23 protein-coding genes are annotated in these 24,855 nt (G+C 32.3%); 11 read left to right on the top strand and 12 right to left on the bottom strand.

Going from position 1 to position 24,855, the window contains the following annotated elements; translation table 11 throughout:
- The first annotated feature begins 107 nt into the window (after positions 1-107).
- A complete protein-coding gene (locus tag ACFSSE_RS10245) occupies positions 108-1,862 on the top strand; it encodes a lysophospholipid acyltransferase family protein (RefSeq protein WP_379041410.1) in 1,755 nt (584 codons plus the stop codon).
- Between the two features lie 72 nt (positions 1,863-1,934).
- On the opposite strand, the gene ACFSSE_RS10250 is transcribed toward ACFSSE_RS10245, so the two are convergent.
- Positions 1,935-2,495: a 30S ribosomal protein S16 gene (locus tag ACFSSE_RS10250; RefSeq protein ID WP_379041411.1), complete on the bottom strand. Its 561-nt coding sequence runs from the start codon at positions 2,493-2,495 to the stop codon at positions 1,935-1,937.
- Between the two features lie 140 nt (positions 2,496-2,635).
- Here ACFSSE_RS10250 and ACFSSE_RS10255 point away from each other — a divergent pair, with 140 nt between their 5' ends.
- Entirely contained in the window at positions 2,636-3,172 is a 537-nt protein-coding gene (locus tag ACFSSE_RS10255) for a hypothetical protein (protein ID WP_379041412.1), read from the top strand.
- 163 nt (positions 3,173-3,335) lie between these two features.
- Here the strand turns inward: ACFSSE_RS10255 and ACFSSE_RS10260 are convergent, their stop codons facing one another.
- On the bottom strand, positions 3,336-5,033 hold the full coding sequence (locus tag ACFSSE_RS10260; RefSeq protein WP_379041413.1) for a 2-oxo acid dehydrogenase subunit E2: 1,698 nt from the start codon (positions 5,031-5,033) through the stop codon (positions 3,336-3,338).
- A 38-nt stretch (positions 5,034-5,071) separates the two neighbouring features.
- A complete protein-coding gene (gene pdhA / locus ACFSSE_RS10265; protein WP_379041414.1) occupies positions 5,072-6,067 on the bottom strand; it encodes a pyruvate dehydrogenase (acetyl-transferring) E1 component subunit alpha in 996 nt (331 codons plus the stop codon).
- 333 nt (positions 6,068-6,400) lie between these two features.
- Between pdhA and ACFSSE_RS10270 the strand changes: the two genes are divergently transcribed.
- Positions 6,401-6,964 carry a C40 family peptidase gene (locus ACFSSE_RS10270; protein WP_379041415.1) on the top strand — a complete coding sequence of 188 codons (564 nt, stop codon included), beginning with the start codon at positions 6,401-6,403 and terminating at the stop codon, positions 6,962-6,964.
- Positions 6,965-6,993: 29 nt separating this feature from the next.
- Here ACFSSE_RS10270 and ACFSSE_RS10275 read toward each other — a convergent pair whose 3' ends face one another.
- The 4 genes from ACFSSE_RS10275 to ACFSSE_RS10290 all read right to left on the bottom strand — a co-directional run bounded on the left by ACFSSE_RS10275 (position 6,994) and on the right by ACFSSE_RS10290 (position 8,620).
- Complete coding sequence (locus ACFSSE_RS10275) at positions 6,994-7,179, bottom strand: hypothetical protein (RefSeq protein ID WP_379041416.1); 186 nt, start codon at positions 7,177-7,179, stop codon at positions 6,994-6,996.
- A gap of 57 nt (positions 7,180-7,236) precedes the next feature.
- Complete coding sequence (locus ACFSSE_RS10280) at positions 7,237-7,398, bottom strand: phosphatidate cytidylyltransferase (protein WP_379100886.1); 162 nt, start codon at positions 7,396-7,398, stop codon at positions 7,237-7,239.
- Positions 7,399-7,465: 67 nt separating this feature from the next.
- A complete protein-coding gene (locus ACFSSE_RS10285; RefSeq protein WP_379041417.1) occupies positions 7,466-8,071 on the bottom strand; it encodes a superoxide dismutase in 606 nt (201 codons plus the stop codon).
- Between the two features lie 72 nt (positions 8,072-8,143).
- Positions 8,144-8,620 (bottom strand): nucleoside deaminase, encoded by a 477-nt coding sequence (locus ACFSSE_RS10290; protein WP_379041418.1) that lies wholly within the window; start codon positions 8,618-8,620, stop codon positions 8,144-8,146.
- A gap of 190 nt (positions 8,621-8,810) precedes the next feature.
- On the opposite strand from ACFSSE_RS10290, the gene ACFSSE_RS10295 reads away from it, so the two are divergent.
- Both ACFSSE_RS10295 and ACFSSE_RS10300 read left to right on the top strand, forming a co-directional pair.
- Positions 8,811-9,134, top strand: a complete 324-nt coding sequence (locus tag ACFSSE_RS10295; RefSeq protein ID WP_379041419.1) for a heavy metal-binding domain-containing protein — start codon at positions 8,811-8,813, stop codon at positions 9,132-9,134.
- A gap of 61 nt (positions 9,135-9,195) precedes the next feature.
- The gene (locus tag ACFSSE_RS10300) at positions 9,196-9,573 is read left to right on the top strand and encodes a hypothetical protein (protein WP_379041420.1); all 378 of its coding nucleotides are present in this window, start codon (positions 9,196-9,198) and stop codon (positions 9,571-9,573) included.
- 53 nt (positions 9,574-9,626) lie between these two features.
- Here the strand turns inward: ACFSSE_RS10300 and aspS are convergent, their stop codons facing one another.
- Positions 9,627-11,402 (bottom strand): aspartate--tRNA ligase, encoded by a 1,776-nt coding sequence (gene aspS / locus ACFSSE_RS10305; RefSeq protein ID WP_379041421.1) that lies wholly within the window; start codon positions 11,400-11,402, stop codon positions 9,627-9,629.
- A 203-nt stretch (positions 11,403-11,605) separates the two neighbouring features.
- On the opposite strand from aspS, the gene ACFSSE_RS10310 reads away from it, so the two are divergent.
- The 6 genes from ACFSSE_RS10310 to ACFSSE_RS10335 all read left to right on the top strand — a co-directional run bounded on the left by ACFSSE_RS10310 (position 11,606) and on the right by ACFSSE_RS10335 (position 18,686).
- Complete coding sequence (locus ACFSSE_RS10310; protein WP_379041422.1) at positions 11,606-12,781, top strand: hypothetical protein; 1,176 nt, start codon at positions 11,606-11,608, stop codon at positions 12,779-12,781.
- A gap of 172 nt (positions 12,782-12,953) precedes the next feature.
- A complete protein-coding gene (locus ACFSSE_RS10315; RefSeq protein ID WP_379041423.1) occupies positions 12,954-13,415 on the top strand; it encodes a hypothetical protein in 462 nt (153 codons plus the stop codon).
- Positions 13,412-14,524 (top strand): hypothetical protein, encoded by a 1,113-nt coding sequence (locus ACFSSE_RS10320; protein WP_379041425.1) that lies wholly within the window; start codon positions 13,412-13,414, stop codon positions 14,522-14,524. The genes ACFSSE_RS10315 and ACFSSE_RS10320 overlap by 4 nt, the downstream gene beginning before the upstream one ends.
- A gap of 93 nt (positions 14,525-14,617) precedes the next feature.
- The gene (locus tag ACFSSE_RS10325) at positions 14,618-15,184 is read left to right on the top strand and encodes a hypothetical protein (protein ID WP_379041427.1); all 567 of its coding nucleotides are present in this window, start codon (positions 14,618-14,620) and stop codon (positions 15,182-15,184) included.
- A 324-nt stretch (positions 15,185-15,508) separates the two neighbouring features.
- Entirely contained in the window at positions 15,509-17,785 is a 2,277-nt protein-coding gene (locus ACFSSE_RS10330; protein ID WP_379041429.1) for a tetratricopeptide repeat-containing sensor histidine kinase, read from the top strand.
- A gap of 226 nt (positions 17,786-18,011) precedes the next feature.
- The gene (locus ACFSSE_RS10335; RefSeq protein WP_379041431.1) at positions 18,012-18,686 is read left to right on the top strand and encodes a response regulator transcription factor; all 675 of its coding nucleotides are present in this window, start codon (positions 18,012-18,014) and stop codon (positions 18,684-18,686) included.
- Between the two features lie 4 nt (positions 18,687-18,690).
- On the opposite strand, the gene msrA is transcribed toward ACFSSE_RS10335, so the two are convergent.
- From msrA to ACFSSE_RS10355, 4 genes are read right to left on the bottom strand one after another with little or no spacing between them, the layout of a single operon-like run.
- Entirely contained in the window at positions 18,691-19,242 is a 552-nt protein-coding gene (gene msrA, locus ACFSSE_RS10340) for a peptide-methionine (S)-S-oxide reductase MsrA (RefSeq protein WP_379041433.1), read from the bottom strand.
- A gap of 5 nt (positions 19,243-19,247) precedes the next feature.
- Complete coding sequence (egtD, locus tag ACFSSE_RS10345) at positions 19,248-20,192, bottom strand: L-histidine N(alpha)-methyltransferase (protein ID WP_379041435.1); 945 nt, start codon at positions 20,190-20,192, stop codon at positions 19,248-19,250.
- Between the two features lie 10 nt (positions 20,193-20,202).
- Positions 20,203-23,952, bottom strand: coding sequence for a metallophosphoesterase (locus tag ACFSSE_RS10350; protein WP_379041437.1), 3,750 nt, complete (start codon positions 23,950-23,952; stop codon positions 20,203-20,205).
- Positions 23,942-24,835 (bottom strand): SdiA-regulated domain-containing protein, encoded by an 894-nt coding sequence (locus ACFSSE_RS10355; protein ID WP_379041439.1) that lies wholly within the window; start codon positions 24,833-24,835, stop codon positions 23,942-23,944. Before ACFSSE_RS10355 ends, ACFSSE_RS10350 begins: the two co-directional genes overlap by 11 nt.
- Positions 24,836-24,855: the final 20 nt, after the last annotated feature.

Consider the following 24,855-nt stretch of genomic DNA (forward strand, 5'->3'; position numbering starts at 1 on the left):
AACAATCGTTGTTTTTTTAACTGATTTTATTTATTTATTTAATACTTAAAATTCAAACCTATTATTTTATAAATTTGCTTGTCTAAGCCAATAAACTGCAAGTAAAAATGAAAATTATTAGTACCGAAGAATTTGCTAAAGCCACTAAGCTTAATAAGCTAAGAATGCCTGGTTTGGCAGCTTTGTTAATGGAGGTAATGAAAATTAACGATATTAATGATACTTTTTCTAAAGCAGAAAAATTTGAAGGAATAGAGTTTGTTGACGAAATTTTAAGACTGGTAGGTGTAAAAGTTGAAGTTAATGAAGCGGACTGGAAAAACATTCCGTTAGAAGGTGCTTTTACGGCTATTGCCAACCACCCTTATGGTGGTATTGAAGGTTTAATATTGATAAAAATATTATGTACTGTTAGGCCAGATGCTAAAGTGATGGCTAATTTTATTCTTAAAAAAATACCAAATCTCAGCGATTTTTTTGTTGCCGTAAATCCTTTCGAAAATGTAGAGCATTCATCAAGCATAAGCGGAATAAAAACAACTTTGTCTTTATTAAACTCTGGTACGCCTATTGGTATTTTTCCTGCCGGTGAGGTATCAACTTATAAAATTGATCAACAACAAATAACAGATAAATTATGGCACCCAGTTGTAGGTAAATTAATTGGTAAAGCTAAAGTGCCGGTATTGCCAATTTACTTTCACGGAAATAACGGGTTAATATTTAATTTACTTTCTCTAATACACCCAACTTTAAGAACTGCCAAATTACCGTCAGAATTGTTTAATAAAAAAGGACATACTATTAAAGTTAGAATTGGGAAGCCAATTGCCTTTGCAGATATCCCAAACAATGATAATAGCACAAGTATATTAGCCTATTTAAGAGCAAAAACCTATGCTTTAGGCGTAGGGTTAGAAAACGTAAAGAAAATTTTTAGCGCTCATAATTTATTTAAAATTAAAGGCAAGCCCGAAGAAATTGCACCAGCTATTGATGCTGATTTATTGGAGGCAGAAGTTTCTAAAATTAGAGACTCACATAAAGTTTGGACAGAGAAAAACTACGAGGTTTATATTACGCCAACTTCTTACATTCCAAACATTATTAAAGAAATTGGCCGATTAAGAGAAATTACTTTTAGAGAAATAGGTGAGGGTACCAATAAATCAACAGATTTAGATAGCTACGATATTTATTACAGTCATTTATTTATCTGGGATAAAGAAACAAAAATGGTGGTTGGTGCTTACCGCATAGGTAAAGGCGATGAAATATTTTACAGCTACGGAAAAAAGGGTTTTTATATTTATGAACTTTTCAAAATCAAATCTCAACTATATCCTGTTTTAAGAAACAGTTTAGAATTAGGAAGAAGTTGGATAAGAAAAGAATACCAGCAAAAGCCGTTACCTCTGTTTTTATTGTGGAAAGGAATTTTGAAGTATGTTTTAGATAATCCACAATTTAGATATTTAATTGGGCCAGTATCTATTAGCAATGCTTTTAGTAAATTTTCAAAATCATTAATTGTTAATTTTATATACCGAAACCATTTTGATACAGAAATGGCGCAAATGGTTAAACCCCGTAAACAATTTAAAGTAGATTTTTCTAAAATTGACGTAGATTTATTAACTGCAACCAGTAGTTCTTTAAAAAATTTGGATAGCTTAATTGCCGAAATTGAAACTTCGCACATTAAAGTACCTGTTTTATTAAGGCAATACATTGCTTTAAATGCTAAAATAATCTGTTTTAATATAGATCCTAAATTTTCTGACTGCTTAGACGGTTTCTTGGTTTTAGATTTGCAAAATGTACCACCAGATATGTTGGAGAAATTAGGAAAGAATATTTAGCAAAAATAATCCATAAAAAAAGCTCCTTGAAAAATTTCAAGGAGCTTTTTTTATGCTTTAAGAATAAACTTGTTAAGCAGTTGGAGTTGTCTCTTCTGAAGATTCTTCAGTTGCTGCTTCTTCTGTAGTCTCAGCTTCTGCAGTCACTTCTTCTCCTACTGCTGGTTCTTCAACCGGAGCATTTTTAAGAGCTACAGCTGCAGCAACAGCTTCTTTTCTTTTAGTTTCTGCTTCTAATGCAGTCTTTTTAGTAGCTTCTTTGCTAGATGATAAACCATCTTTTTTAGCTTGGATTTTACCATCTTTAGCTTCTAACCAAGTAGCAAATTTTTCGTCTGCTTGTTCTTGAGTTAAAGCTCCTTTAGCAATACCACCATTTAAGTGATTTTTGTAAAGTACACCTTTGTAAGAAAGGATTGCTTTTGCAGTATCAGTAGGGGTTGCACCAGAACCTACCCAATTTACAGCGCTATCAAAATTGATATCAATTGTTGCTGGGTTAGTGTTTGGATTGTAAGAACCTATTCTCTCAATAAATTTACCATCTCTTGGAGATCTTGAATCTGCTACTACGATGTAATAAAAAGGTTTTCCTTTTTTACCGTGTCTTTGTAATCTAATTTTAGTTGCCATTTTTTAATACATTAAATTTTTGCAATATCTCTTTTACTCGAAAAGAGGATGCAAATGTACGTTTTTGAGAGTTAATAATCTAGTAACCAGAAAAATATTTTTATTTATGCTAAGAATATAAATTGTATTACTTTTATTCTATGTTTATTAAGTCAATCGTAATCACTTTAGCCATTTGTTTAGGCTCTTATTTTGCTCAATCGCAAGAAAATAAAATCTTGCTTTCTTTTAGTAATCAAACTACAAAAACAATTAAAAAAGGAGACTACGTAAGATTAGCCTATCCGTCTAACAAATTGGAAATAAAAAAAGCAGGTAAAATGCCAGAGTTTTTAGGTTTTAGAGGAAGAGTTGATTCTATTGCTGAGAATCAAATTTGGTTAAAGGTTGATAAACGTACCAATAAGCAAAAGTCATTTACAATAGCGGATATTACCGCAATAAAGAAAGTTTCAAAATCTGCTGAACTACTTACTTTTATTGGTTCTTTTGCAATTATTGGAACATCTGCGGTGCTAATTACCAACTCTTTAGATATTAGTCCGGCTTTAACTGCTTTTTCTGGGGCATTTGCTTTGTTTCCGGCGGCAATATTAACTGCAAACTTATTTTATCCAACTAAGCCAAGTCATAAAATTGGTGATGGTTATACTTTAAAAGTGATTACTATTAATTAGAATTACATTTTAAGGTTAGAATTTGAAATCAATAATTGATTTCAGGATTTTTAAAACTGGGTTTTCTGATTTATTTTTTAGAAAAACCATTATCACCAATCTATAACCACAAAAAAGCCCCACCAAAAGGTGAGGCTCGGATATTATTCAATTAAAAAACAGCTTATGCTAATAACCTAATTGGTTGCTCTAATAAAGCTTTTAATGTTTGTAAAAATTTAGCTCCTGTTGCGCCATCAATTACTCTATGGTCACAACCTAAACTTAATCTCATTATATTTCCAGGCACAACTGCACCGTTTTTGACAACTGGTACGTTTTGTATCGCTCCAACAGATAAAATTGCACCATCTGGTGTGTTTATGATTGATGTAAAATCATCAATACCAAACATTCCTAAATTAGAAACAGTAAATGTTGAGCCTTCCCAATCTTTAGGTTGTAGTTTTTTAGCTTTCGCTTTTTGAGCGAAATCTTTTACTTCGGCAGAAATGTGAGATAAGCTTTTTCCATCTGCAAAACGAATAACTGGTACTAATAGCCCATCTTCAATAGCCATTGCCACACCAATATTTGTATGTTCGTTAAAACGGATTTTATCTCCTCTGAAAGAAGAATTAACGGCTGGATGTTGTTTTAATGCAATTGCTACTGCTTTAATTACAATGTCATTGAAAGAAACTTTAACAGGAGCTACCGTATTTATTTGAGTACGAGCCTCCATTGCGCTATCCATATCAACAGTAATGTTTAAATAGAAATGCGGTGCTGTAAATAAGCTTTCGGATAAGCTACGGCTAATTGCTTTACGCATTTGAGAAACTGGTTTCTCTGTAAAACTTTCTTCACCCACATATTGCGGAATTACTGGTGCAGCAGCTGCTGGTTTAGCAGGCTGTGCTGATTCACTTGCTGCTTGTGGTGCAGCAGTTTCTTGTTTTGCAGCTGGTGAATAACCCTCTATATCTTTTTTAACAATACGGCCGCCTTCTGCACTTCCTTTTACATCGTTTAAATTGATGCCTTTATCTTCGGCTAATTTTTTAGCTAGAGGAGAAGCTTTTACTCTACTATCATCATTTGATGAAGAAGCTTTTTCTTCTTTAACTGGAGCTGTGGCTGCATCTGGAGCAACTTCTTTGTTAGTTTTTTCTTCTGATTTTTCTTCAGCTTTAGATTCTGGTGCAGCACTTGCATTGCCTTCACTTAAAAGCGGAGTAATATCTGTACCTTCTTTACCTACAATAGCAATAATGCCATTAACAGGCACAGCCTCGCCTTCTTTTACTGATAAATATAATAAAGTACCTTCTTCATAACCCACAACTTCCATTGTTGCTTTATCGGTTTCAACATCTGCAAGGCTATCGTCAGCTTTTATTTTATCGCCAACTTTGAAATTCCATTTATTAATTACCCCTTCTGTCATGGTATCACTAAGGGCAGGCATTCTAATTACGTTGGCATCTATTTTAGAAACATCAACTTTTTCTGTTGCTTTTTCTTCGGTTTTACTTTCTGCCTTAACTTCGTCGGTTTCCTCTTCTACTTTTGGAGCTTCGGATTCTTCTTCTTTATCTGTTGCGGTTTTTGCACCATCTAATGCAGATTGGTAATCTTCACCTTTTTCGCCAATAATAGCTATAAGTGTATCAACCGGAACAGCTTTTCCTTCCTCAACTCCAATATAAAGCAAAACGCCTTCTTGAAAAGATTCAAAATCCATTGTTGCTTTGTCAGTTTCTACTTCGGCAACTACGTCACCAGCTTTTATAGAATCACCAACTTTTTTATGCCATTTTGCTAAAACACCTTCGGTCATGGTGTCACTCATTTTGGGCATTTTTATCGCTTCAGCCATTGTATATGAGAATAATTATAATCTGTGTTAAATAAATGTTAGTCTTTAATAAAAGGGTAGTCTGATTCTACATAAACATCAGTATATAATTCTGACGGATCTGGCCAAGGAGATTCTTCAGCAAATTTTACTGCTTCATCTACCTGAGCTTTAATTTTAGCAGCAATTTCATCAAACCATTCTTCGGTTGCCCATTTTTCTTTTTGAATTTGAGCTTTAACAATTTCAATTGGATCTTTTGCTTTATACTCTTCTACCTCTTCTTTTGTGCGGTATTTTTGAGGATCTGACATTGAATGCCCTTTAAACCTATAAGTTCTTATTTCTAAGAAAGTTGGTCCTTCGCCTTTTCTTGCTCTTTGTACAGCTTCATCCATTGCGTTATGCACTGCAACAGGATCCATGCCATCAACTGGCATACATGGCATCTCGTAACCTAAACCTAATTTATAAATATCTGTAGTATTTGATGTACGAGCAACAGATGTACCCATAGCATAACCGTTGTTTTCAACCACAAAAATCACAGGAAGTTTCCAAAGCATTGCCATGTTAAAGGTTTCGTTTAATGCACCTTGACGTACTGCACCATCACCCATGTAGCAAATATTAACATTATCTGTTCCTAAGTATTTCTCGGCGAAAGCTATACCAGCACCAACAGGTATTTGACCACCTACAATGCCATGGCCACCAAAAAACTTATTTTCTTTGTCGAAAAAGTGCATAGAACCACCCTTTCCTTTAGAACAGCCAGTTGCTTTACCAAAAAGTTCGGCCATTGCAACATTTGGAGACATGCCCAAAGCTATTGGATGTGCATGGTCACGGTATGCGGTAATCATACTGTCGCCTTTTTTAATTGCCGACATTGCACCTGCAATTACAGCTTCCTGACCTATGTAAAGGTGACAAAAACCTCTGATTTTTTGCTGACCATATAACTGGCCTGCTTTTTCTTCGAATCTTCTTAGCAGAAGCATCAACTCATACCATTCAAGGTATGTCTCTTTTGTTATCGCAATTGAACTCATTCGTAAATTCTAATTATGGAAAGCAAATCTATTAATATCTTAACAAAAATAAAACCTATATGTTGTTTTAATGATATTAAATTGAGAATACTTTATCTAAATAGGTAAAAATAGCCATTTAGAGAGATAAACCATTCTGAACGTTAGTGTTTGACAAATTTTTTAAATCAAAGAATTGAATTTGGGAATAGAGTTATTGTTAAGATTTGTTAAAACCTTTAATAACTTCTTGCGTAAAAGAAACTTTAATGCTATTTTCGCAACAACAAAAATAATGTTTTGTTTAGTTCGTTAATAAAATCCTTACTTTATTAATTAATAAAATCAGTTTCAATGAAGAAAATTATAATTTTTACACTTCTCGTTAGTTTTTTCTTAACTGCAAAAGCGCAAAATTCTAAACAAAGTTCTTCCACCGCTACAAAAACCGAAGTTTCCGATCCAGATAATTTAGCTAGTCAATTTTTTTCTCAAGTAATGGGGGTTGCAGTATCAGCAACAAGCAATACTAAAATGTACCAATTTATATACGATTGGTTGGGTACACCTTACCGTTTAGGTGGTGATACAAAAAAAGGTATTGACTGTTCTGGATTTGCATACGAATTGTATAATAAAACATTTAATACAATTATTGGAAATAACTCAAGAAATATTTTCAGCATGGTTAATCCCATCAATAAAGTTGATTTAAAAGAAGGTGATTTAGTTTTTTTTAAAATACACAGCAAATCTATTAGTCATGTTGGTGTTTACATGGGCGATAATAAATTTGCACACGCATCTTCTAGTAAAGGTGTTATGATTAGCAATTTACAAGAACCTTATTGGCAACGGTATTTTTATAAAGGTGGTCGAGTTTTAGAAAACTTAAAAAGCCAACTTAACAATGATTAATTTAAACCCGCCTTTAAAGCGGGTTTTTTTTATGACTCATCTTTTGTTGTTCTCACCAAGCTAATTCCGGTAAAAAAGAATACAACTCCCAATACTCCTAAAGTTATAACAGTTCTTGTATCTCCGCTTTGCTGCACAAAAGACACGGCTGTATATATTAAACCAATTATACCTAATATTGTAAGTATTGTTCCAAAAGTTCTTTTTAAATTCATTTTCTTATTTATTTAAATCACCATAAACAAATAACTTGCCATTTAATTTATTACTAATTACTTTTTGAATTTAGAATATATAAATGCGATGACAATAAGCACAAAAACTACTACAAATATTCCTGCGTAGTAACCTACTTTAAAAATACCTTCAACAGCAGCACAGCTACTTAAACTTAATAATAAAATAAATAACGATGGTAAAATAAACTTCTTCATAACTGAGCATAAAAAAACGGGAAGATGAATTTCTTCCCGTTTTTTTATTATTCAAAATGATGCCAAATTATTTCGCAGCTTCAAAACGTTCTGCAACAGCAGTCCAATTAATTACATTAAAGAAAGCTGCAATGTAATCCGGACGTCTGTTTTGGTAATTCAAATAATAAGCATGTTCCCAAACATCCATTCCTAAAATAGGTGTTCCTTTAACTTCTGCAACATCCATTAATGGGTTATCTTGGTTTGGGGTAGAGGTTACTGCTAACTTACCATCGGCACCAACAATTAACCATGCCCAACCAGAACCAAAACGAGTAGCACCAGCCTGTGCGAATGCAGTTTTAAAATCTTCGAAAGAACCAAAAGCAGCATCAATAGCAGTTGCTAAATCTCCTGATGGAGTGCCACCAGCATTTGTACCCATTACTGTCCAAAATAATGAATGGTTAAAATGACCACCACCATTGTTTCTAACAGCAGCTGGATAATTAGAAATATTTTTACAAATATCTTCAATAGAAGAAGCATCTTCTTTGCCTTCTAAAGCTTTGTTTAAATTAGTAACATAGGCAGCATGGTGTTTACCATGGTGGATTTCCATTGTTGCTTTGTCAATATTTGGTTCTAGTGCGTCTGTTGCGTAGGGTAACGCAGGTAATTCAAAAGCCATAATTTTTAGTTTAAAGATTATTTAATAATTATAAATATAAGCACCTGAAATTTAAAATTGTTCAGATTAATGTTAAGATTTATTTCTTTTTTTTTGAAAAAACGATTTAACAAGTTCGCTACACTCTTCTTCAAAAATCCCTCCAATAAATTGTGTTTTAGGATGTAATATGTTTTGAGAAAGACGAGAGAAGCCTCTTTGTGGATCATGAGCTCCAAAAACAATCCTCGAAATTTGTGTCCAATAAGCTGCTCCGGCGCACATTACACATGGTTCTAAGGTTACATACAAAGTGCAATCTGAAAGATATTTTCCGCCTAAAAAATTTGAAGCAGCCGTAAATGCCTGCATCTCTGCATGGGCAGTTACATCGTTTAATTTTTGTGTTAAATTATGTCCTTTTCCTATAACTCGCCCTTTACAAACTAATACAGCACCTACCGGTATTTCATCAGCGGCTAAAGCTAAATGAGCTTCCTTTAATGCTTCTTTCATAAAAAAATCGTCTTCTGGTATAGTAGGCTCGTTGGTAAAGGAATAATATTTCATTTTTTTGTTTTGTGATGCAAATATAATTTTAGTTATTGGGCTTTATGTGTTTTGCCCGATAAATTAATAAGCTTAGATTTTAAAATATTTAGGTTTGATGAGAAATAAATTACCTTATAAATTCGATTTGTGTAACTTTTAAAGCACTTCTCTGTCCAAATGGAAAAGATTATTAATCAAAATTAAAATTATGATAGTTACAACCACCAATAACATTGAAGGAAAAAAAGTAGTTAAATATTTAGGAATTGTTACCGGAGAAGCCATTATAGGCGCAAACTTTGTAAAAGATTTTTTTGCAAGTATAAGAGATATTGTTGGCGGTAGGGCAGGGAGTTATGAAGAAGGTTTACGCGAAGCAAAAAATATTGCAATGGCAGAAATGCAAGATTACGCAGCAAGGTTAGGTGCTAATGCTGTAATAGGAATTGATTTAGATTACGAAACTATGGGAAGTGCTGGTAGTATGTTAATGGTATCTGCAAGTGGAACTGCAGTTTTTGTAGAAGGATAGTTCGCAAAATAGATTTTTTTATGTAAAAGCAATTTCAGATTTTTGATGAAAAAATCATCTTATGAAATCGAAATTATTACTGTTGTTTTCGGTTATTTTATTCTTATCCTGTGTAAAGGAAGAGGGTACAACTACCGCAGAAAAAGAAACCGTTAAAATATTTATTATTGCAAGTACCGGTATTTACATGACTGGAAGCACACCACCTGTTTTGGAACTTTCGGGATCTAATATTGAAACCGTAAAAGATATTAACGGTAGTTATATTTTAGAAGTTGATTATGAGAAAGGGCAGCGACAAACGCTTACACTAAAGTCATCAAGATCTGATTTAGATGTTTTTCTTCAAGTATCAAAATCACCGACATATAATTTAACTGGTAATATAATTGACAGATTTGCTAAAGAATCTTTAACAGTGAGTTTTATAGCTCAGTAAAATTAAGTGCGAAAGAAAAAAGGAGATTTTCTTAGAAAATCTCCTTTTTTAATTTAAACCGTAGTTTCAATATTTAATTCTTTTTTCTGCTTTTCATCAATGGTTGATGGTGAATCTATCATCACATCACGTCCAGAATTGTTTTTAGGGAATGCAATAACGTCTCGGATAGAATCTAAACCCGCTACAATAGAAACCAGCCTATCAAAACCGAAGGCAATACCGCCATGTGGAGGTGCGCCATATTCAAAAGCTTCTAATAAAAAGCCAAATTGTTTTTGCGCTTCTTCTGGGCTAAAACCTAAATGTTTAAACATGATAGATTGTAATTCTTTATCATGAATACGGATAGAACCACCGCCAATTTCGGTTCCGTTAATCACCAAATCGTAAGCATTTGCTCTCACTTCGCCTGGTTTGCTATCTAATAAAGCAATATCTTCTGGTTTTGGCGAAGTAAATGGATGGTGCATAGCGTGGTAACGTTCGCTTTCTTCATCCCACTCTAATAATGGAAAGTCAATTACCCAAAGTGGTGCAAATTTATTTTTATCGCGTAAGCCTAAACGGTTACCCATTTCTAAACGAAGCTCATTTAATTGCTTGCGTACTTTGTCAGTTCCACCAGCCATAATTAAAACTAAATCACCAGGGGTAGTAGCAAAAGCTTCTGACCATTTTTTTAATTGCGTTTCGTCGTAAAATTTATCGACAGATGATTTTAAAGTGCCATCTTCATTATGGCGCATGTAAATTAAACCAGTTGCACCAATTTGAGGGCGTTTTACAAAATCTGTTAGTTCATCTAATTGTTTACGAGTATAAGAAGCAGCTCCTTTTGCATTTATACCTACAACTAATTCGGCATTATCAAAAACTGGAAAACCAAACCCCTTTACAAGGTCTTTTGCTCCCTCTCCTTCGGAGAGGGTTGGGGTGAGGCTTACAAATTGCATATCAAAACGGATATCTGGTTTATCAGAACCGTATAAACGCATTGCATCTGCATAATCCATACGTGGGAAATCGCCTAATTCTAAATCTTTCACATTTTTAAACATGTGGCGAGTTAATCCCTCAAATAAATTTAAAATATCTTCCTGCTCAATAAAGGCCATTTCGCAATCTATCTGCGTAAATTCTGGCTGACGGTCGGCTCTTAAATCTTCGTCTCTAAAACATTTAACAATTTGGAAATAACGATCAAAACCTGATACCATTAACAATTGTTTAAAGGTTTGAGGCGATTGTGGTAAAGCATAAAACTCACCTGGGTTCATGCGACTTGGCACCACAAAATCTCTTGCACCTTCTGGCGTAGATTTTATTAAAACAGGAGTTTCAACTTCTAAAAAGCCTTGCGCATCTAAATATTTACGTATTTCTTGCGCCATTTTATGACGAAGAATTAAATTATTACGAACTGGGTTACGGCGTAAATCTAAATAGCGGTATTTCATACGTAACTCTTCACCACCATCTGTTTCGTCTTCAATCATAAAAGGAGGTAGTTTTGCAACGTTTAAAATTTCCAAATCAGAAACTTTAATCTCCACATCTCCGGTTGCAATTTTAGGGTTTTTATTAGAACGTTCTACAACAATGCCTTTCACTTTTATCACAAACTCACGACCTAAATCTTTTACTTTAGTACGTAAGGTGGCTTCGTCGTCAGTATTAACCACTAATTGTGTTAAACCATAACGGTCTCTTACATCAATAAAAGTAGTTCCACCTAAATCTCTTGATTTTTGTACCCAACCGCTCAATATTACTTCCTGACCTAAATTTTTGATGGTTAATTCACCACAAGTGTGCGTTCTGTGCATGATCCTAATTTTTGTAAATTAATATATTACCTATAAATAGATTGCGAATATAAGTTTAAATATATTTTTTGTGAATTTTATTGCAGGGTTTTCTACATAGTAAGTTTTAGTTTGATTATTCTACGATAGAAAATACTACAAATGCGTTATTGAAGCGCAACTCATTTTATTGAACTTTTGAGACAATCAAATCTCAAAACAAAATGAAAAAATTATTAATTATTGCATTTAGCTTGTTTGTTACAAGTGTATTTGCGCAAAGTATGAATCCTAAGCAGTATGCCCTAATAAGCGGAGAACTCTTAAGAGGAAAACCCATCAATTATATTCCTTATGTAAATGAAGATAACATGGTGTTTTCGCGGAATGCCGACTATTTGTTTTTAGTTAATGTGGACCAAAAAGAAGAAGGAAGGCTTGTAGTTTACTCGCTAAAGTTAAAGAGCGAGATCAAAACTTTTAAAATTAAGAAAACAGGAATTGATTATTTTTGGGGTAAGATAATTTGTAATCCAGAAAATTCTGGTCAGTTGGCAATTGTCCTTAATAAAGGTGAAGTGAGAGTCATTAACAATTGGCAAACTGCACCAGAAGATGTTTTACTTCAAAAACCAGGTGAGCATTCTGTTGCTGTAAATGCTTATGTAGAAATGGGACAAATGGCCTTTTCTAAAGATGGAAAAAGCTTGTTTTTTATTGAGAACAGAACTAAAGCTTCAATAGACAAGAATGAAGTTGTAAAATCTGCGGACTTATCTACGGGTAAAATAACTGTTAAAAAACTTCCTGATGGCAAAAAGCCTTATATAGCCTATCAAATAAAAACATTTATTGGAGTAGATGAAATTATAGTATTTAATGAAGGAACTAAAACCCAAAATAGTAGCATAGAAATATTTGATTTAACAGCTAACAAATTTGTAAGGAAGTTTGATTGTGGAACTGCAACAGGCTTTAATAGTTCTATGGCCAGCCCTCGTATTGTTTTCTTTAATTACGGAGGTTATGAGTTAAACCTACAAACAGGCCAAAAAAATGAAACCATCAAAAGGATAAAAAAATCTTTAGAAGGGGAGGATACCAGCTTAGATATACATTATGCACCAGGTAAAGGGTACGTTGTAGGTTATCTATATTATTGGGAGAAGCGAACTGAAACTGCAACTACAATCACTACCAGAAGAAAAACCAAAAGTGGATTATTCTTTTTTGATGAAAACGGAAATAATGTAATGGGTAGTTTCCCAGCTGTTAATGCCAAAATACCAGATGCTGGTGTAAGAAACTATCAAATATCTCCAAATGGAAAGTATATTATTTTTAATCATGACGATAAAGATGACAGTAAAAATGAGCGTTTAGTAATCGCTACTTTATAGTCTAAAATTTTTAAATAATCATAAAAAAGCTGTTCTTGTCACAATAAGAACAGCTTTTTTTACTATATAATTTCCTGTTTTATAAGTCTATTTCCCAAAAAATACTACAAATGCGTTATTGAAGCCTAACTCATTTTATTGAACTTTTGATCTAATCAAATCTCAAAACAAAATGAAAAGAATTTTATTAAACGCACTATTGTTGTTAGCAGGAAGCACAGCATTTGCACAATTACAAGTAAGTACTAAAAGCTTCGATTTAGAGTCTCAAAATAAACACAAAGGCTGGAAGATCATTGACGCCGGTATTGATGAACAAACCCAAAAAACATTTATAAAATTTTCGCAAGCAGTTTGTGATGCCTCTAATGGAATCAACTCAATTACTTTTAAGGGAGTTAAATGGAATATTGATCAATTAAATTTTGACAATGATTTTAATTACATCAATACCGAGAATAAAAATTACAGTAATACCGAAGAAGCTTTAAAAAACGGAGAAATTGTATTTGGTAAGAAATATAATGTTTTAATGAACAACATTACCAATATGGTGGGTGGTATTGCTATGCCTACTGGACCTATTGATAACTCTTTTATGTTCCAAAATATTATTACGGTACGGCCGGTATGACAGGCTTTAAACTTGCAGTTTCAAAAATAGGTTTAAAGCTAAATGCAAGTGTAGGCAAAACTGGAGGTGGTTTTTGCTCGGAAGATGCTACAGTTTATAAAGTAAGTGCTGTAGACATGAAAGAAGCTAAGGGACAAATGTGGATACCTATGTTTAATCACCCATTACCAAATCAAGGTAATGTTTTGTTTAACACCGCTAACGTAAACACCGAAGGCAAGACCCATAATGTTTTCAGAAAGTTTGATGAAAATGGAACTATTTTAAAAGAGAAAGCATTAACTTTTGATTACCAATGCTTGGTTTATGGTAAAGAAATAGAAATAACGCCAGGTAAGTACGATTATGTTTTCTTAACTCGTACAATCGATTACAAAAAATCACCTTTAAAAGTTGCCCCGGCAAATCAGTACGAATACATTAGACTTGATGGTGATACTTACGAAACCAAAGAGCAATTAATTTTTACTGCTCCAAATTCGCAATGGTTAGTTAGCCAGGTTGTTGAAAAAGATGGAGCAGTTTATTTGTTTGGCGAGGCTGGCAAAGGAAACAACATTCATGCAGATTTTACAGTGCCTAAAGCATCAGATTACCCAAACGTACAGATTGCAAAAATAGAAGCTGGTAAATTGGTTTATGCAAAATGTATCACTCCAAAAGATATTCAATCCGCTTTGGTAAATATAAATGGAGAGTCGGTTAAAGCAGATTTATGCTTTAAAGTTGCCGATTTACAAATGGCTGTTGTAAATGGTAAATTTATTTACAGCGGACAAATTTATATTAATGGACTACGCGAAAATGCTCTAATTAATGCAATTTTTGACGAAAAAGGAAACCTAGACAAGTATATTGTTAAAGAAGCTGAATATTCAAAGGGTTACTTTACTTTCTCAAAAGATAAAAATACCATGTTTTGGATTATACAAGATGTAACCGAATACAATAAATGGGATAAGAAATTTGGAACCGTAACACCTAAAGATTCTAAACAAATTATTACAGCTCCGTCTGTTGTAACTTATGATTTGGGAGCTAAAACTGCAAAATATGAGTCGTTAAAAAATGACACATGGGGATTAAAATTTAGCGACACTTTTTATTAGATAATGATGATAAGATTTTGATGATTGGCGCAAACATCACTAAAAAAGCTCAAGAAAGTGAAGTTGTTTTTGTAACCATTAAAAAGTAAAACAATGAAAAAGTTAATCATTTTAACAGCCTTTATGTTTCTAATGGTAGGTGCTAAAGCACAAGACGATCAATTATACTTTGGCCTATATAGAATGAGCAGTGCAGATGTAACTTTAAAAACTGGCAACGCATCATTTAAAGCAAATAATCTAATTTTTAAAATTGATTGGTTAGCAGGAAATACCGCTTGGGTAGGTGGTGATTTTTCACTTGTTCCTAATATAGACTGGGGAGGAACTGTTGAAGCAAAAGAAACCATACATGGTGCTTGGGCCGAGGTTGATTTTGGGTGGTATGTTAACCCAAAAAAGCCAATAAAAATTTTAGGATCAGAAACACACATTGGATTAGGTTTTATAGGTGGGTTTAAATCTGCTGGTTTTAGCACAGCGGGTATCACATTTCCAGGAGCTAGTTTATCTGCTTTAACGTATTTGAACGATAAAATTGTGATTAATACTAAGTATCATTATTCATTTTTCTTTAATAATACAGAAAGTGAATATACTGCTCGCAATATTAAATTAGCCTTTGATTGTACCTACCGAGTTGTAATAAATTGGGTATAACGGTTAGTCCAAACTTTAATAGTTTTACCACAGAAAATAGCTCAGGAGGTTTAGTAAACGGAAAATACAAATCCGTAGATTTTGGATTTAGCTTGTTTTGGTAGTTTAACTTACCTAATTATTTACTAATTAAAGCAGGGTTCTCGAAAGGAGAAACCCTGCTTTGTTGATGTTTATGATTTTTTTTTAGCTGAATAAAATACTTAAGATTTTTCTTTCGCAAATGTTTTATTTTTATAAAAGCAAAGTATTGTTTTTTAGGGTTAATATTCTTTCATTTGTTGAAAAAATATTATTAGATATTAATATGCTAAGGAAAATTTTATGAAATACAAATTACTGTTTGCTTGTTTGCTTTTTGCTGTTTTTGCATTTGCAAAACAAAAACAAATTGTTAGTTTGAACAAAAATGTTTTATATCAAAGCAACGATTCGGTTAGAGTTGAAAAATACTTTGAATTAGCCAAAAAATTTGAGCAAAACAAAGACTCTGCAAATATTACCAAAAATTATTTACTGGGTATAAGTTTATCTAAAAAAATAAAGAAACCTATTAGCGCAGTAAAGGGATATAATGAATTGGCTTTTTATAATATACTAAACGCTAAGTACAACAATGCACTAAGCTATTTGTCTCAGGCGATAACTTACGGAAAGCAGAATAATGTAATTGATGAGTTAGGAAGGAGTTATTTTTATAACGGAACTGTATTTAATTCTTTAAAAAAATTCGATACAGCAATTGAGAATTATTTAATAGCAAGTGACTTATTTAAAAAATCAAATAATTTAAAACGTTTAGGAAATTGCTACCATAATACTGGGAATAGTTTTTATGCTAAAAGTAATTTTGAAAAAGCACTCGATTACTATTATAAAGCGGTTGATTTTTACGAAAAAGCTAACGAACAAAAGCTGAAGGGTAGTGTGACGATGAATATTGGAGTTATAAATTATAACTTAAAAAATTACGACATCGCCTTAAAATTTTTTAATCAGGCTAAGGCTATTGCGAAGAAGAACAATGATGAACTGCAAATTTTAAATGTAAATGCAAACATTTCTACAATTTATCATGGGCAAAAGAAATACGATGAAGCCATTTTAGTTTTAAAAGAAAATTTAAAGCTTAATGAGAAAATTAAAAATCGGAATGTTGAAAGAGCAAGTATAAGCACTTTGGCAAGTTGTTATGAGAGAATTGGAGATGTAGAAAATGCCGAAAAATATTTGAAAGCAGCATTAACAATTGCTCAAGAAGATGATGACAAAGAGTCGTTAATCATAAATTATAATAATTATGCGAGTTTTTTGAGTGGTACTAATCGTTTAAATGAAGCAATTAATTTAGAAAAGAAAGCGCTTGCAATTGCAAATACATCGCCAGAATTTTTAAAATTTAAACATACTTTATATAGCAGCCTTGCTGCTTTTTATAATGAATTAAACGATTTGAAATCAGCTTTTTTATATAAGGATTCGCAAATTGTACATAAAGAGTTACTGATTAATGAAACTTCTAATAACAAGCTTTTAGAACTCCAAACTAAATATGAAACTAACCTAAAAGAGAATAAAATTCTTATTCTCAACAAATCCGATTCATTAAAAGGTTTGCAAGTTGTGGCTCAACAATTTGCTATTAGCAAAAATTTATTTGATATCTCTCAACAAAAATTTGCATTGGCAGAAGATAGTTTATTGTTGTTTTCTCAAAATCAAACCATACTTCAAAATAGGTTAGATTCATCTCTTAAGGAAAAGAAAATTAGTTCACTTACCAAAGAAGGTTTACAGAAAGAATTAGCACTACAAAAGCAACAGGCTGCTATTAATCAAAAAAACAATACCATTATTATTGTTGCTATAAGTAGTGCGTTATTGCTATTAATAGGTTATGGGCTGTTTAGAAAAAAACAGCTAGAACAAAAAGCCATTTTAGCAACCGAGCAAGCCAAACAACGAGAACAACTTACCAAGGCGGTGATTGATGCAGAAGAAAACGAACGTAAACGTATTGGTAGTGATTTACACGATGGCGTTGGGCAGCTTTTTAGTGCCGTAAAAATGAATTTAGCCGGTTTGTTAGAAAGAGTAAATTTTGAAAATAGTAATGAGAAATTTTTGGCAGAGAAGACCCTTGCATTAGTAGATGAAAGTTGTAAAGAAGTAAGAATTATATCTCATAAAATGATGCCTAATGCGCTTTTAAGATCAGGAATAGCCTCAGATATTAAATCTTTTATAGAGAAATTGGATGAGCAAAACTTAAAAGTAAATTTTGAAGCAAGTGGTTTTTCAGATCAGTTAGAGCATAATGAAGAGGTGATATTATATAAAGTAATACAAGAATTAGTGAGTAATATTATTAAACATGCAAAAGCAACTGAACTTACTATTAATTTAATTAACGATAATGGAAGTATTAAGGCGTTGGTAAAGGATAATGGAATTGGCTTTGATTTATCTAATATGAATAGTTTTGAAGGTATTGGTTTAAAAAATATTAAAACTAGAGTAGATTATTTAAAAGGAAAAATAGATTTCAATTCAGCACCAAACAAAGGTACAGAAGTAAATATTTTTGTGCCTTTAAGTTAGTTAAACTAAAGTTGTAGAATTTATGACAGGTATTAAATATCCTCTTGTTTTAAAATAATACTACATCTGTATTATTGATAAACTATTCATTTTATCATTTATTTGAATAATTAATTGAGAAATTATTAAACAGTTAAAAACTTTAGTTTAGCTCAATTAATAGTGAGATAATAGTTGAGGTTTGATTAAAGGCTGCAATTATTTGCAGCCTTTTTAATATTTTAACATGATGAAAAAAATACCTATTGCCATTGTAGATGATAAGCGTTTACTAAGAAACTCTTTGAAAGAGCAGCTTAATTTTTCTGATGATGTAGATGTGCTTTTTTTAGCAGAAGATGGGGCAGATTTTTTGCAACAAATGGAGAAATTAAATATCGAAAAGCGTCCTTTGGTGGTAATGATGGACATTGAAATGCCCAGAATGGATGGTTTAGAAACGGTTTTAATTGCCAAAGAAATTTACCCAGATGTACAATTTATTATGCTTACTGTTTTTGATGATGAGGATAAAATTTTTGAAGCTATTAAAGCTGGTGCTTGTGGTTATTTATTAAAAGACGAAAAAATATCGGTAATTATTAAATCAATAAAATCGGTTGTAGAAGACGGTGCAGTGCCAATGTCGGCAATTATTGCCCGTAAAACTTTAAACTTAGTAAAACTACAAACGCCTTTAGTAAAAGATGTTTTAACAGAAGAGTTTGATTATCAACTTTCTATTAGGGAAATGAGCATTTTGGAATTGATTGTAGATGGATTAAACTATAACGAAATTGCCGAAAAATTATTTATTAGCCCGCATACGGTGCGTAAACATATCTCCAATATTTACGATAAACTGCATGTTTCTAATAAAACTGCCGCTATAAAAATTGCTTTGAAAAAGAAATGGTTTTGAAATTCTATTCCTCCAAAGCCTCTTCATTTAACATATTTGCGTAATAGGTCCTCAGCTTAGCAACTTTAGGCTCTATTACCGCCCTACAATAACCGGCATATTGGTTTTGGTTATAATAATTTTGATGATAAGCCTCTGCGGGGAAGTAGTTATTTAAAGGTTCTAACTCTGTTACTATTGCTTGGCTATATATTCCTGATAATTCATTAATCACACTTTCGGCAATTTGTTTTTCTTCTTCTGTTTGGTAGTAAATGCCCGAACGGTATTGCGTACCAGCATCAGCACCTTGCCTGTTTAAACTTGTAGGGTCGTGGCTAGTCATAAAAACCTTTAATAAGTTTTCGTAGCTAATTATAGAAGAATCAAAACTTACTTGTACAACTTCTGCATAACCAGATGAACCACTACAAACTGCTTCATAAGTTGGGTTTGGAACAAAACCGTTCGCATAACCCGATACTACTTTTTTAACCCCTTTTAACCTTTGTATAACGGCTTCTGTACACCAAAAGCATCCTCCACCTAATGTTACTATTTTAATATTTTCGGCCATTTTTTTTAATTTTTACTCAATAAACAATCTGTAAAATACGCTTTGGTATCTAAGAAATGATTAACAACAGAATAGCCAGATTGTTGCGCTAAGTTAGTAATTTCTTCAAAGGAATATTTTTTTGATTGTTCTGTCCAAATCAGTTCATCCTTTTTAAAATACAAGGTTGTTTTACTATTTGGTAAAAAAACTTCTTGTTCTTTTAAACTCACTAAATAACTATAAAGTTCGCCAGTTCTTGGGTTGTAATAACAATAGAAATCAAAATTATTTAAATCGAAATTTGCAGATAGTTCTCTGTTTATCCGTGTCAATAAATTAAGATTAAACGCTTTAGTAATTCCTTGTGGGTCTGAATAGGCTTGGTGTATAATTTGCGGATTCTTTTGTAAATCAATACCCATCAATAGCTTATCACCTTTTTTCATGGCACTATTAAAAAGTTGCATAAGTGCAATTGCATTATTTTTTGGATAATTGCCAATGTTACCGCCTAAAAATAATAGTAAATTTTGATGTTTGTTTGTTTTATTGAAATCTAACATTACGTCAAAATAATCTCCTACTAATGGTTTTATTTTTAGGTTAGGAAGCGATGATTTTAATTTACTGGTTAGCATATTCATAGCTTCCTGAGATATATCTATGGGGATATAATTAAAATCAACTTCTTCATTTATCAAAAATTCTAAAAGTTTAAATGTTTTAGAGCCATCACCAGCACCCAATTCAATAATATTAAAAGGTTGTTTGAACTTTAAACTTTCAAATATTTGTTTAGCTTGTAATTCTAAAATTTCAAATTCGCAATTGCTCAAATAATATTCGGGCATTTCCATAATTTTTTTGAAAATACGGCTACCTTCATCATCATAAAAATATTTTGAAGATAAAAATTTTTTAGGAGCGCTTAAGCCTGTGATTACATCTTTTTCAAAAGTACTTAACATATAAAATTCACTAAAATCTGTAACCTACATTAAACGAAATCAATTTACTTTCGCTAGAGAAACCATAACCCGCACTTACTAAGAAACTGTTATATAAATTTAACCAAATACCTGGACCATAACCTTGATGCCATTTTTTAGAATCTGCAAAACTGTTTCTTACAGTAGCAATATCATAAAATGCGTAAACGCCAAAGTCGCCGGTAAGTACATAATTTCTAAAAGTAGATACGGGCAACCTCACCTCAGAATTTGCATAAATTGCAGATCTGCCTGAAAATCTCTCGTTTCTAAATCCCCTTAAATTATCGTTATTACCAATGGTATTTGCTTGATAGAATTTGTAATCTCCAATATTAGTTCTGGCACCTAAGCGCATAGCTACTGTTATTGGTAAGCCTATATTTGGTGTTCCAAAAGCAGATACATCTGTACTTAGTCTTAAAAACTTATCTTTCTCACCATTAATTTCATTGTAATATTCGGCTTTTGTAAGCCAATTTAAACCAGTTTGAGGTTTTAATTTACTGTCTGTTAAAGAAATATCTATGTAAGATTTTAAAGTCAAAAACCTGCCAGGGTTTTTATCAGTTATGATTTGAGTTGCCAAAAAGTTAGCTTCATTTCTACCATTTATTTTGATAAATTCAAATCCGGGTCCGATACCAAACTTAACCCGATCGGAAGCTCTTCTTTGGATAAAAAATTCTGCATTATAAGTTTCTGATCTTACTCTGTAAAAATCTACCTCGTCATTTAGGTTTTGGGTGTTATTTCCAATTCCGTAAAAGTTGAAAGAGTAAGCTGGACCTGCATAATTCCCATTTAAGATTAAATCATACTTATGTGCAAAAAGAGAATAGAATGTGCCTCTGTAACTGCCAAAGATGCCTTTAGTTTGTACAGAGTGAAATATTGTAGCTCTCTGATCATAACTATAAGGAGCTTTTCTGAAACCATAATGCTTGGTTTGGTAAGCGAGACCTAATAACAATCCGTCTTTATTGTTTCTAAAATCAGCATTTGGTGTTATTGAGCCTTTATCATATTTAAAATTATCAGGTAAATGTTCGTTTACCCAACCTCCATTAGATTTATAAACTTTAGTGTTTCTTCCTTTTATAAAAGTATTTTGTGGTGTATCGTAAAATACAGTTCTGCCATTTTCAGCAGTATCTGCTAAATAATCTGACTGCGAACCGCCAACCACAGTAAGTTTAATTGGTCTGTCAGATTTTCCTCTTACCACCAAACTATCATTTTCTCCAAGTAAATAAAAATTTATTTGGCGAGTGTGTTTGTTGTCAAAAGAGCGGCTGTATATTTTTCCATCAAGTTTTCCATCTTTTTTTGTTTTGTACACGGTAACTAATGTGCTATCTTTTAGCCTATCTATTTCAACATATTCATATTTATCAGAACCTGTTATGGTAACTTCTTCACCTAAAACATTGTAATAAGCTTTTGCCGTTTTTTCAAGTTCGTTTCTTCTTGATTTCAATTTAGCAATTAACTCGGCCCCGGTTAAATCAAAAGCTTTTTTAGGTAATTTACTTACTGCTTTTTCAATAACTTCATCTGTTAATTTCGCTCTCATAAATGAAGCGGTATTCATCCATTCTTCATAAGTAAGCTTATTTAATAAATTTCTATCAAGGTTACGGGCTGCAATAGAAAGTTTAGCAGGGTCTTTTATCTCGTATCCAAAAGATTGAATATCTGGCACCATTTTACTTATTAATTTTGGAATAGCTCCCTCAAATTTTGTGAATACTTGGTCTCTATCTCTCGGAATTGGTTTAAAGATTTCGCCTTTACCTTTTTTCTTAAACTCGGCCCAACGCCATTGGTCTTCATGTCTATCCCAATCTCCAATAAGCATATCAAAAAGTCTTGCTTTTAAAAATTCTTTTTGGTCAACTTCATTGTCGTTATCTTCTTTAATTTTCTCATACATGGTTGCAGTACTTACTGCGTTTTTAGTAAAACCAAAATCTTTAAATTTAGATAAATCTTCATCGGGTCTAACCTCAATAATACCTGCTCTGCCACCAATTTCTTGCAAATACGGCCCCAATAAAATAGAATACGGCATATACACAATTTGTGGGTTTGTATGAAAAACACCAATAGCATCTGCTAAATCGGGAATAATTAGCGCACCAAATGGATGTGCAGAAGATATTTGATCTTGTACAAAATCATCTGCAAAAGTGCTTTTGAACCCTTCTGGTAATAGAGCAGACGGATCTTTATCAATAGTTCTAAATTGGTATTGTATTTTGTCTTTTCCTTCTAACCTTAAAGAAATGGTTTGGTTACCACCCCCTAGTTGTAAAGGTGTTAAACCACCAGCAAATTTAGTTAAATCTAAATACGGAATTTCAATTGGTGTAGCCCAAACAGAGCGGTAATGTTCACCAAAAACAGATTGTTTAAATTTTGATGCCTTATAACGTTCGCCAACAGCCATAACTTTTACAGAATCACTGTAGTTAGCATTTATTTCTAATCTTTCTTTTTGTTTAGTGGCAGGTAAAGAATACAGCGGTGATCTGTAAACTAATTTTCCAGTACTGCCGTCATTAATAGGCTCCCAAAATTCTACCCAGCATTGTCCGTTGTTATAGTAGTTTAAACGAGCAAAACCTTTTGTTCCATGCCCAAATAGCGCATCGTTACCTTTAAATAACGAACTATTTTTACTGCCTGCCCCACTAACAACATGGTTTAGCGTTTTATATTTTGTAAGCATTAAAGCATGTTCGTGGCCGGCTGCAAAAACTACATTAGGTTGGTCTTCAAAAATTGCTAAAAGTTTAGTTCTTAAATCTTGGTAACGTTTGTTAGAAATATCTTGACGTGATAAACCATATTGGCGCATTAGAGGATATATGGAACCTATAATTGGCAAAGGGATGTATAAGTTATCTTTAACTAATGTTAATGGAAAAATATATTCTAATAATGTGAAATAACCACCGTGTTTTCCGTTAGAAAATAAAGGGTGATGTTGCGTAAACACAATATTTTTACCTTTATTTCTAATAACAATATCTTTAATTTGTGCTATCAATTGGTCTTCATTTTCTACTGTACAACCTTGTTCAAACCTATCAGAACGGGCGTTTGATGTTAACCACCATTCGCTATCAATGGCAATAATTACTAAATTGCCATTCATTTGAACGGTTATTGGTCCAGCACAACCGTTACTTGGTAAAAACACATCTGTACTGTCTAAATAATTTTCAACAAATTCTTCTTGTCTTTTTAAGGCAGCCAAACCACCGCTAAGGCTGTGGTTCCAATCATGGTTACCTGGAATAATTATCTTTTTACCTTTAAAGTCTTTTATAATTTTAAGCTGTTCGGTAATAAATTTCTCTTTTTCTGGTCTATCATTATCGCCTACATCTGGCATTCCATTATTATAAATATTATCTCCCATAAATATCACAACATCTTTTTTGCTCGAGTATTTATTGATAACAGTATCTAAACCATTTTTACTAATAGTTGTATCTGTTTTATACATTTGCTTTTCCATAAGCTTTAATGTAGGTTCTTGCACATCTAAAGATGGGTTTCCAGCATCACCTACTAAAAAAACAGTATAGTCAAGTTTTAAAGAATCAGGATTGTTAGCTTTTTGCCAATCTCTTTCACTTTTAGCATAAAATGGTTTATAGGTAGTACATGAAGTATATATTAAGCTAATTATTAAAAAGCTTAAAATTAATTTGTATTTATTTTGCATCTGTTTGATAGACTTTAGTAATGTTTCCTTTTTTATTTTTGCCTTCGTTTGATATAAACATTTCTCCCTTACTGTTGAAAGCTAAACCTTCTGGTTGTGTAAACTCTTTTCCTGTTAATTTAATAATGTTTAAAAATGCTCCTTCTTTATCAAGTACAATCACCATATTATTTATTGCAGATAAAATATAAAGATTGCCGTCAATGGGATGATAGGTTAAAGCAGATGGTTTTATCACTTCATTCAAATTATCGTTGCCAGCAGCTTTCAAAAATTTTTTAGAAGCTTCAATAAGAGCATCACTTTCAAAAGCACTTTCTATATCTTTAAAATGAATTTGGTAAACGGGTATCTCATTTAATGTTTTATCAATTAATGAAAACTGGTAAATATTTTTTGTGTCTTTCTGGTTCTTATCTAGGTTTTTTTCTTTAACAGACAATAGCAAGCTATTCAATTCTTTATTATAGGTTAAACCTTCAATATCATTTTTACCCTTTAAAGGGGTATTATAATGAATAACAGCTGGGTTTTTATTTGCAAAATTTCTGATTTCATATATTGTACCATCACTTTTTACAACATATAAGTCTGAACCCACTTTAACAATATCTTCGTAATCACCATCATCTGCAAAAGTATATTCTTTAATAATTTCCTGTTTCCCTAAATCATAGTAATATATAATTCCATGTTCATCTTCAATTGCGGCAACTAAACTATCTGTAATAAAGGTAATACCTGATATTTCTTGTAGTTTTTTTGGTAAATCAATTACAATGTTTTCTGAAGTTTCTTTTTGCTCGTCCGCTTTATTATATTTAGTGTTATTAAAACATGATAAAAAAAAGAATGAAAAAAATAAGAGTAAATATTTATGCATTTTGGATTTAAATTTGATAA

Origin of the sequence: Pedobacter alpinus (assembly GCF_042684645.1) — a bacterium.
GTDB classification, from domain to species: Bacteria; Bacteroidota; Bacteroidia; order Sphingobacteriales; family Sphingobacteriaceae; genus Pseudopedobacter; species Pseudopedobacter alpinus.

Bases quoted from the DNA above. Each gene is read 5' to 3' on its own strand.
- ACFSSE_RS10245 (WP_379041410.1), top strand. From the start codon at position 108: ATGAAAATTATTAGTACCGAAGAATTTGCTAAAGCCACTAAGCTTAAT.
- ACFSSE_RS10250 (WP_379041411.1), bottom strand. From the start codon at position 2,495: ATGGCAACTAAAATTAGATTACAAAGACACGGTAAAAAAGGAAAACCT.
- ACFSSE_RS10255 (WP_379041412.1), top strand. From the start codon at position 2,636: ATGTTTATTAAGTCAATCGTAATCACTTTAGCCATTTGTTTAGGCTCT.
- ACFSSE_RS10260 (WP_379041413.1), bottom strand. From the start codon at position 5,033: ATGGCTGAAGCGATAAAAATGCCCAAAATGAGTGACACCATGACCGAA.
- pdhA (WP_379041414.1), bottom strand. From the start codon at position 6,067: ATGAGTTCAATTGCGATAACAAAAGAGACATACCTTGAATGGTATGAG.
- ACFSSE_RS10270 (WP_379041415.1), top strand. From the start codon at position 6,401: ATGAAGAAAATTATAATTTTTACACTTCTCGTTAGTTTTTTCTTAACT.
- ACFSSE_RS10275 (WP_379041416.1), bottom strand. From the start codon at position 7,179: ATGAATTTAAAAAGAACTTTTGGAACAATACTTACAATATTAGGTATA.
- ACFSSE_RS10280 (WP_379100886.1), bottom strand. From the start codon at position 7,398: ATGAAGAAGTTTATTTTACCATCGTTATTTATTTTATTATTAAGTTTA.
- ACFSSE_RS10285 (WP_379041417.1), bottom strand. From the start codon at position 8,071: ATGGCTTTTGAATTACCTGCGTTACCCTACGCAACAGACGCACTAGAA.
- ACFSSE_RS10290 (WP_379041418.1), bottom strand. From the start codon at position 8,620: ATGAAATATTATTCCTTTACCAACGAGCCTACTATACCAGAAGACGAT.
- ACFSSE_RS10295 (WP_379041419.1), top strand. From the start codon at position 8,811: ATGATAGTTACAACCACCAATAACATTGAAGGAAAAAAAGTAGTTAAA.
- ACFSSE_RS10300 (WP_379041420.1), top strand. From the start codon at position 9,196: ATGAAATCGAAATTATTACTGTTGTTTTCGGTTATTTTATTCTTATCC.
- aspS (WP_379041421.1), bottom strand. From the start codon at position 11,402: ATGCACAGAACGCACACTTGTGGTGAATTAACCATCAAAAATTTAGGT.
- ACFSSE_RS10310 (WP_379041422.1), top strand. From the start codon at position 11,606: ATGAAAAAATTATTAATTATTGCATTTAGCTTGTTTGTTACAAGTGTA.
- ACFSSE_RS10315 (WP_379041423.1), top strand. From the start codon at position 12,954: ATGAAAAGAATTTTATTAAACGCACTATTGTTGTTAGCAGGAAGCACA.
- ACFSSE_RS10320 (WP_379041425.1), top strand. From the start codon at position 13,412: ATGACAGGCTTTAAACTTGCAGTTTCAAAAATAGGTTTAAAGCTAAAT.
- ACFSSE_RS10325 (WP_379041427.1), top strand. From the start codon at position 14,618: ATGAAAAAGTTAATCATTTTAACAGCCTTTATGTTTCTAATGGTAGGT.
- ACFSSE_RS10330 (WP_379041429.1), top strand. From the start codon at position 15,509: ATGAAATACAAATTACTGTTTGCTTGTTTGCTTTTTGCTGTTTTTGCA.
- ACFSSE_RS10335 (WP_379041431.1), top strand. From the start codon at position 18,012: ATGATGAAAAAAATACCTATTGCCATTGTAGATGATAAGCGTTTACTA.
- msrA (WP_379041433.1), bottom strand. From the start codon at position 19,242: ATGGCCGAAAATATTAAAATAGTAACATTAGGTGGAGGATGCTTTTGG.
- egtD (WP_379041435.1), bottom strand. From the start codon at position 20,192: ATGTTAAGTACTTTTGAAAAAGATGTAATCACAGGCTTAAGCGCTCCT.
- ACFSSE_RS10350 (WP_379041437.1), bottom strand. From the start codon at position 23,952: ATGCAAAATAAATACAAATTAATTTTAAGCTTTTTAATAATTAGCTTA.
- ACFSSE_RS10355 (WP_379041439.1), bottom strand. From the start codon at position 24,835: ATGCATAAATATTTACTCTTATTTTTTTCATTCTTTTTTTTATCATGT.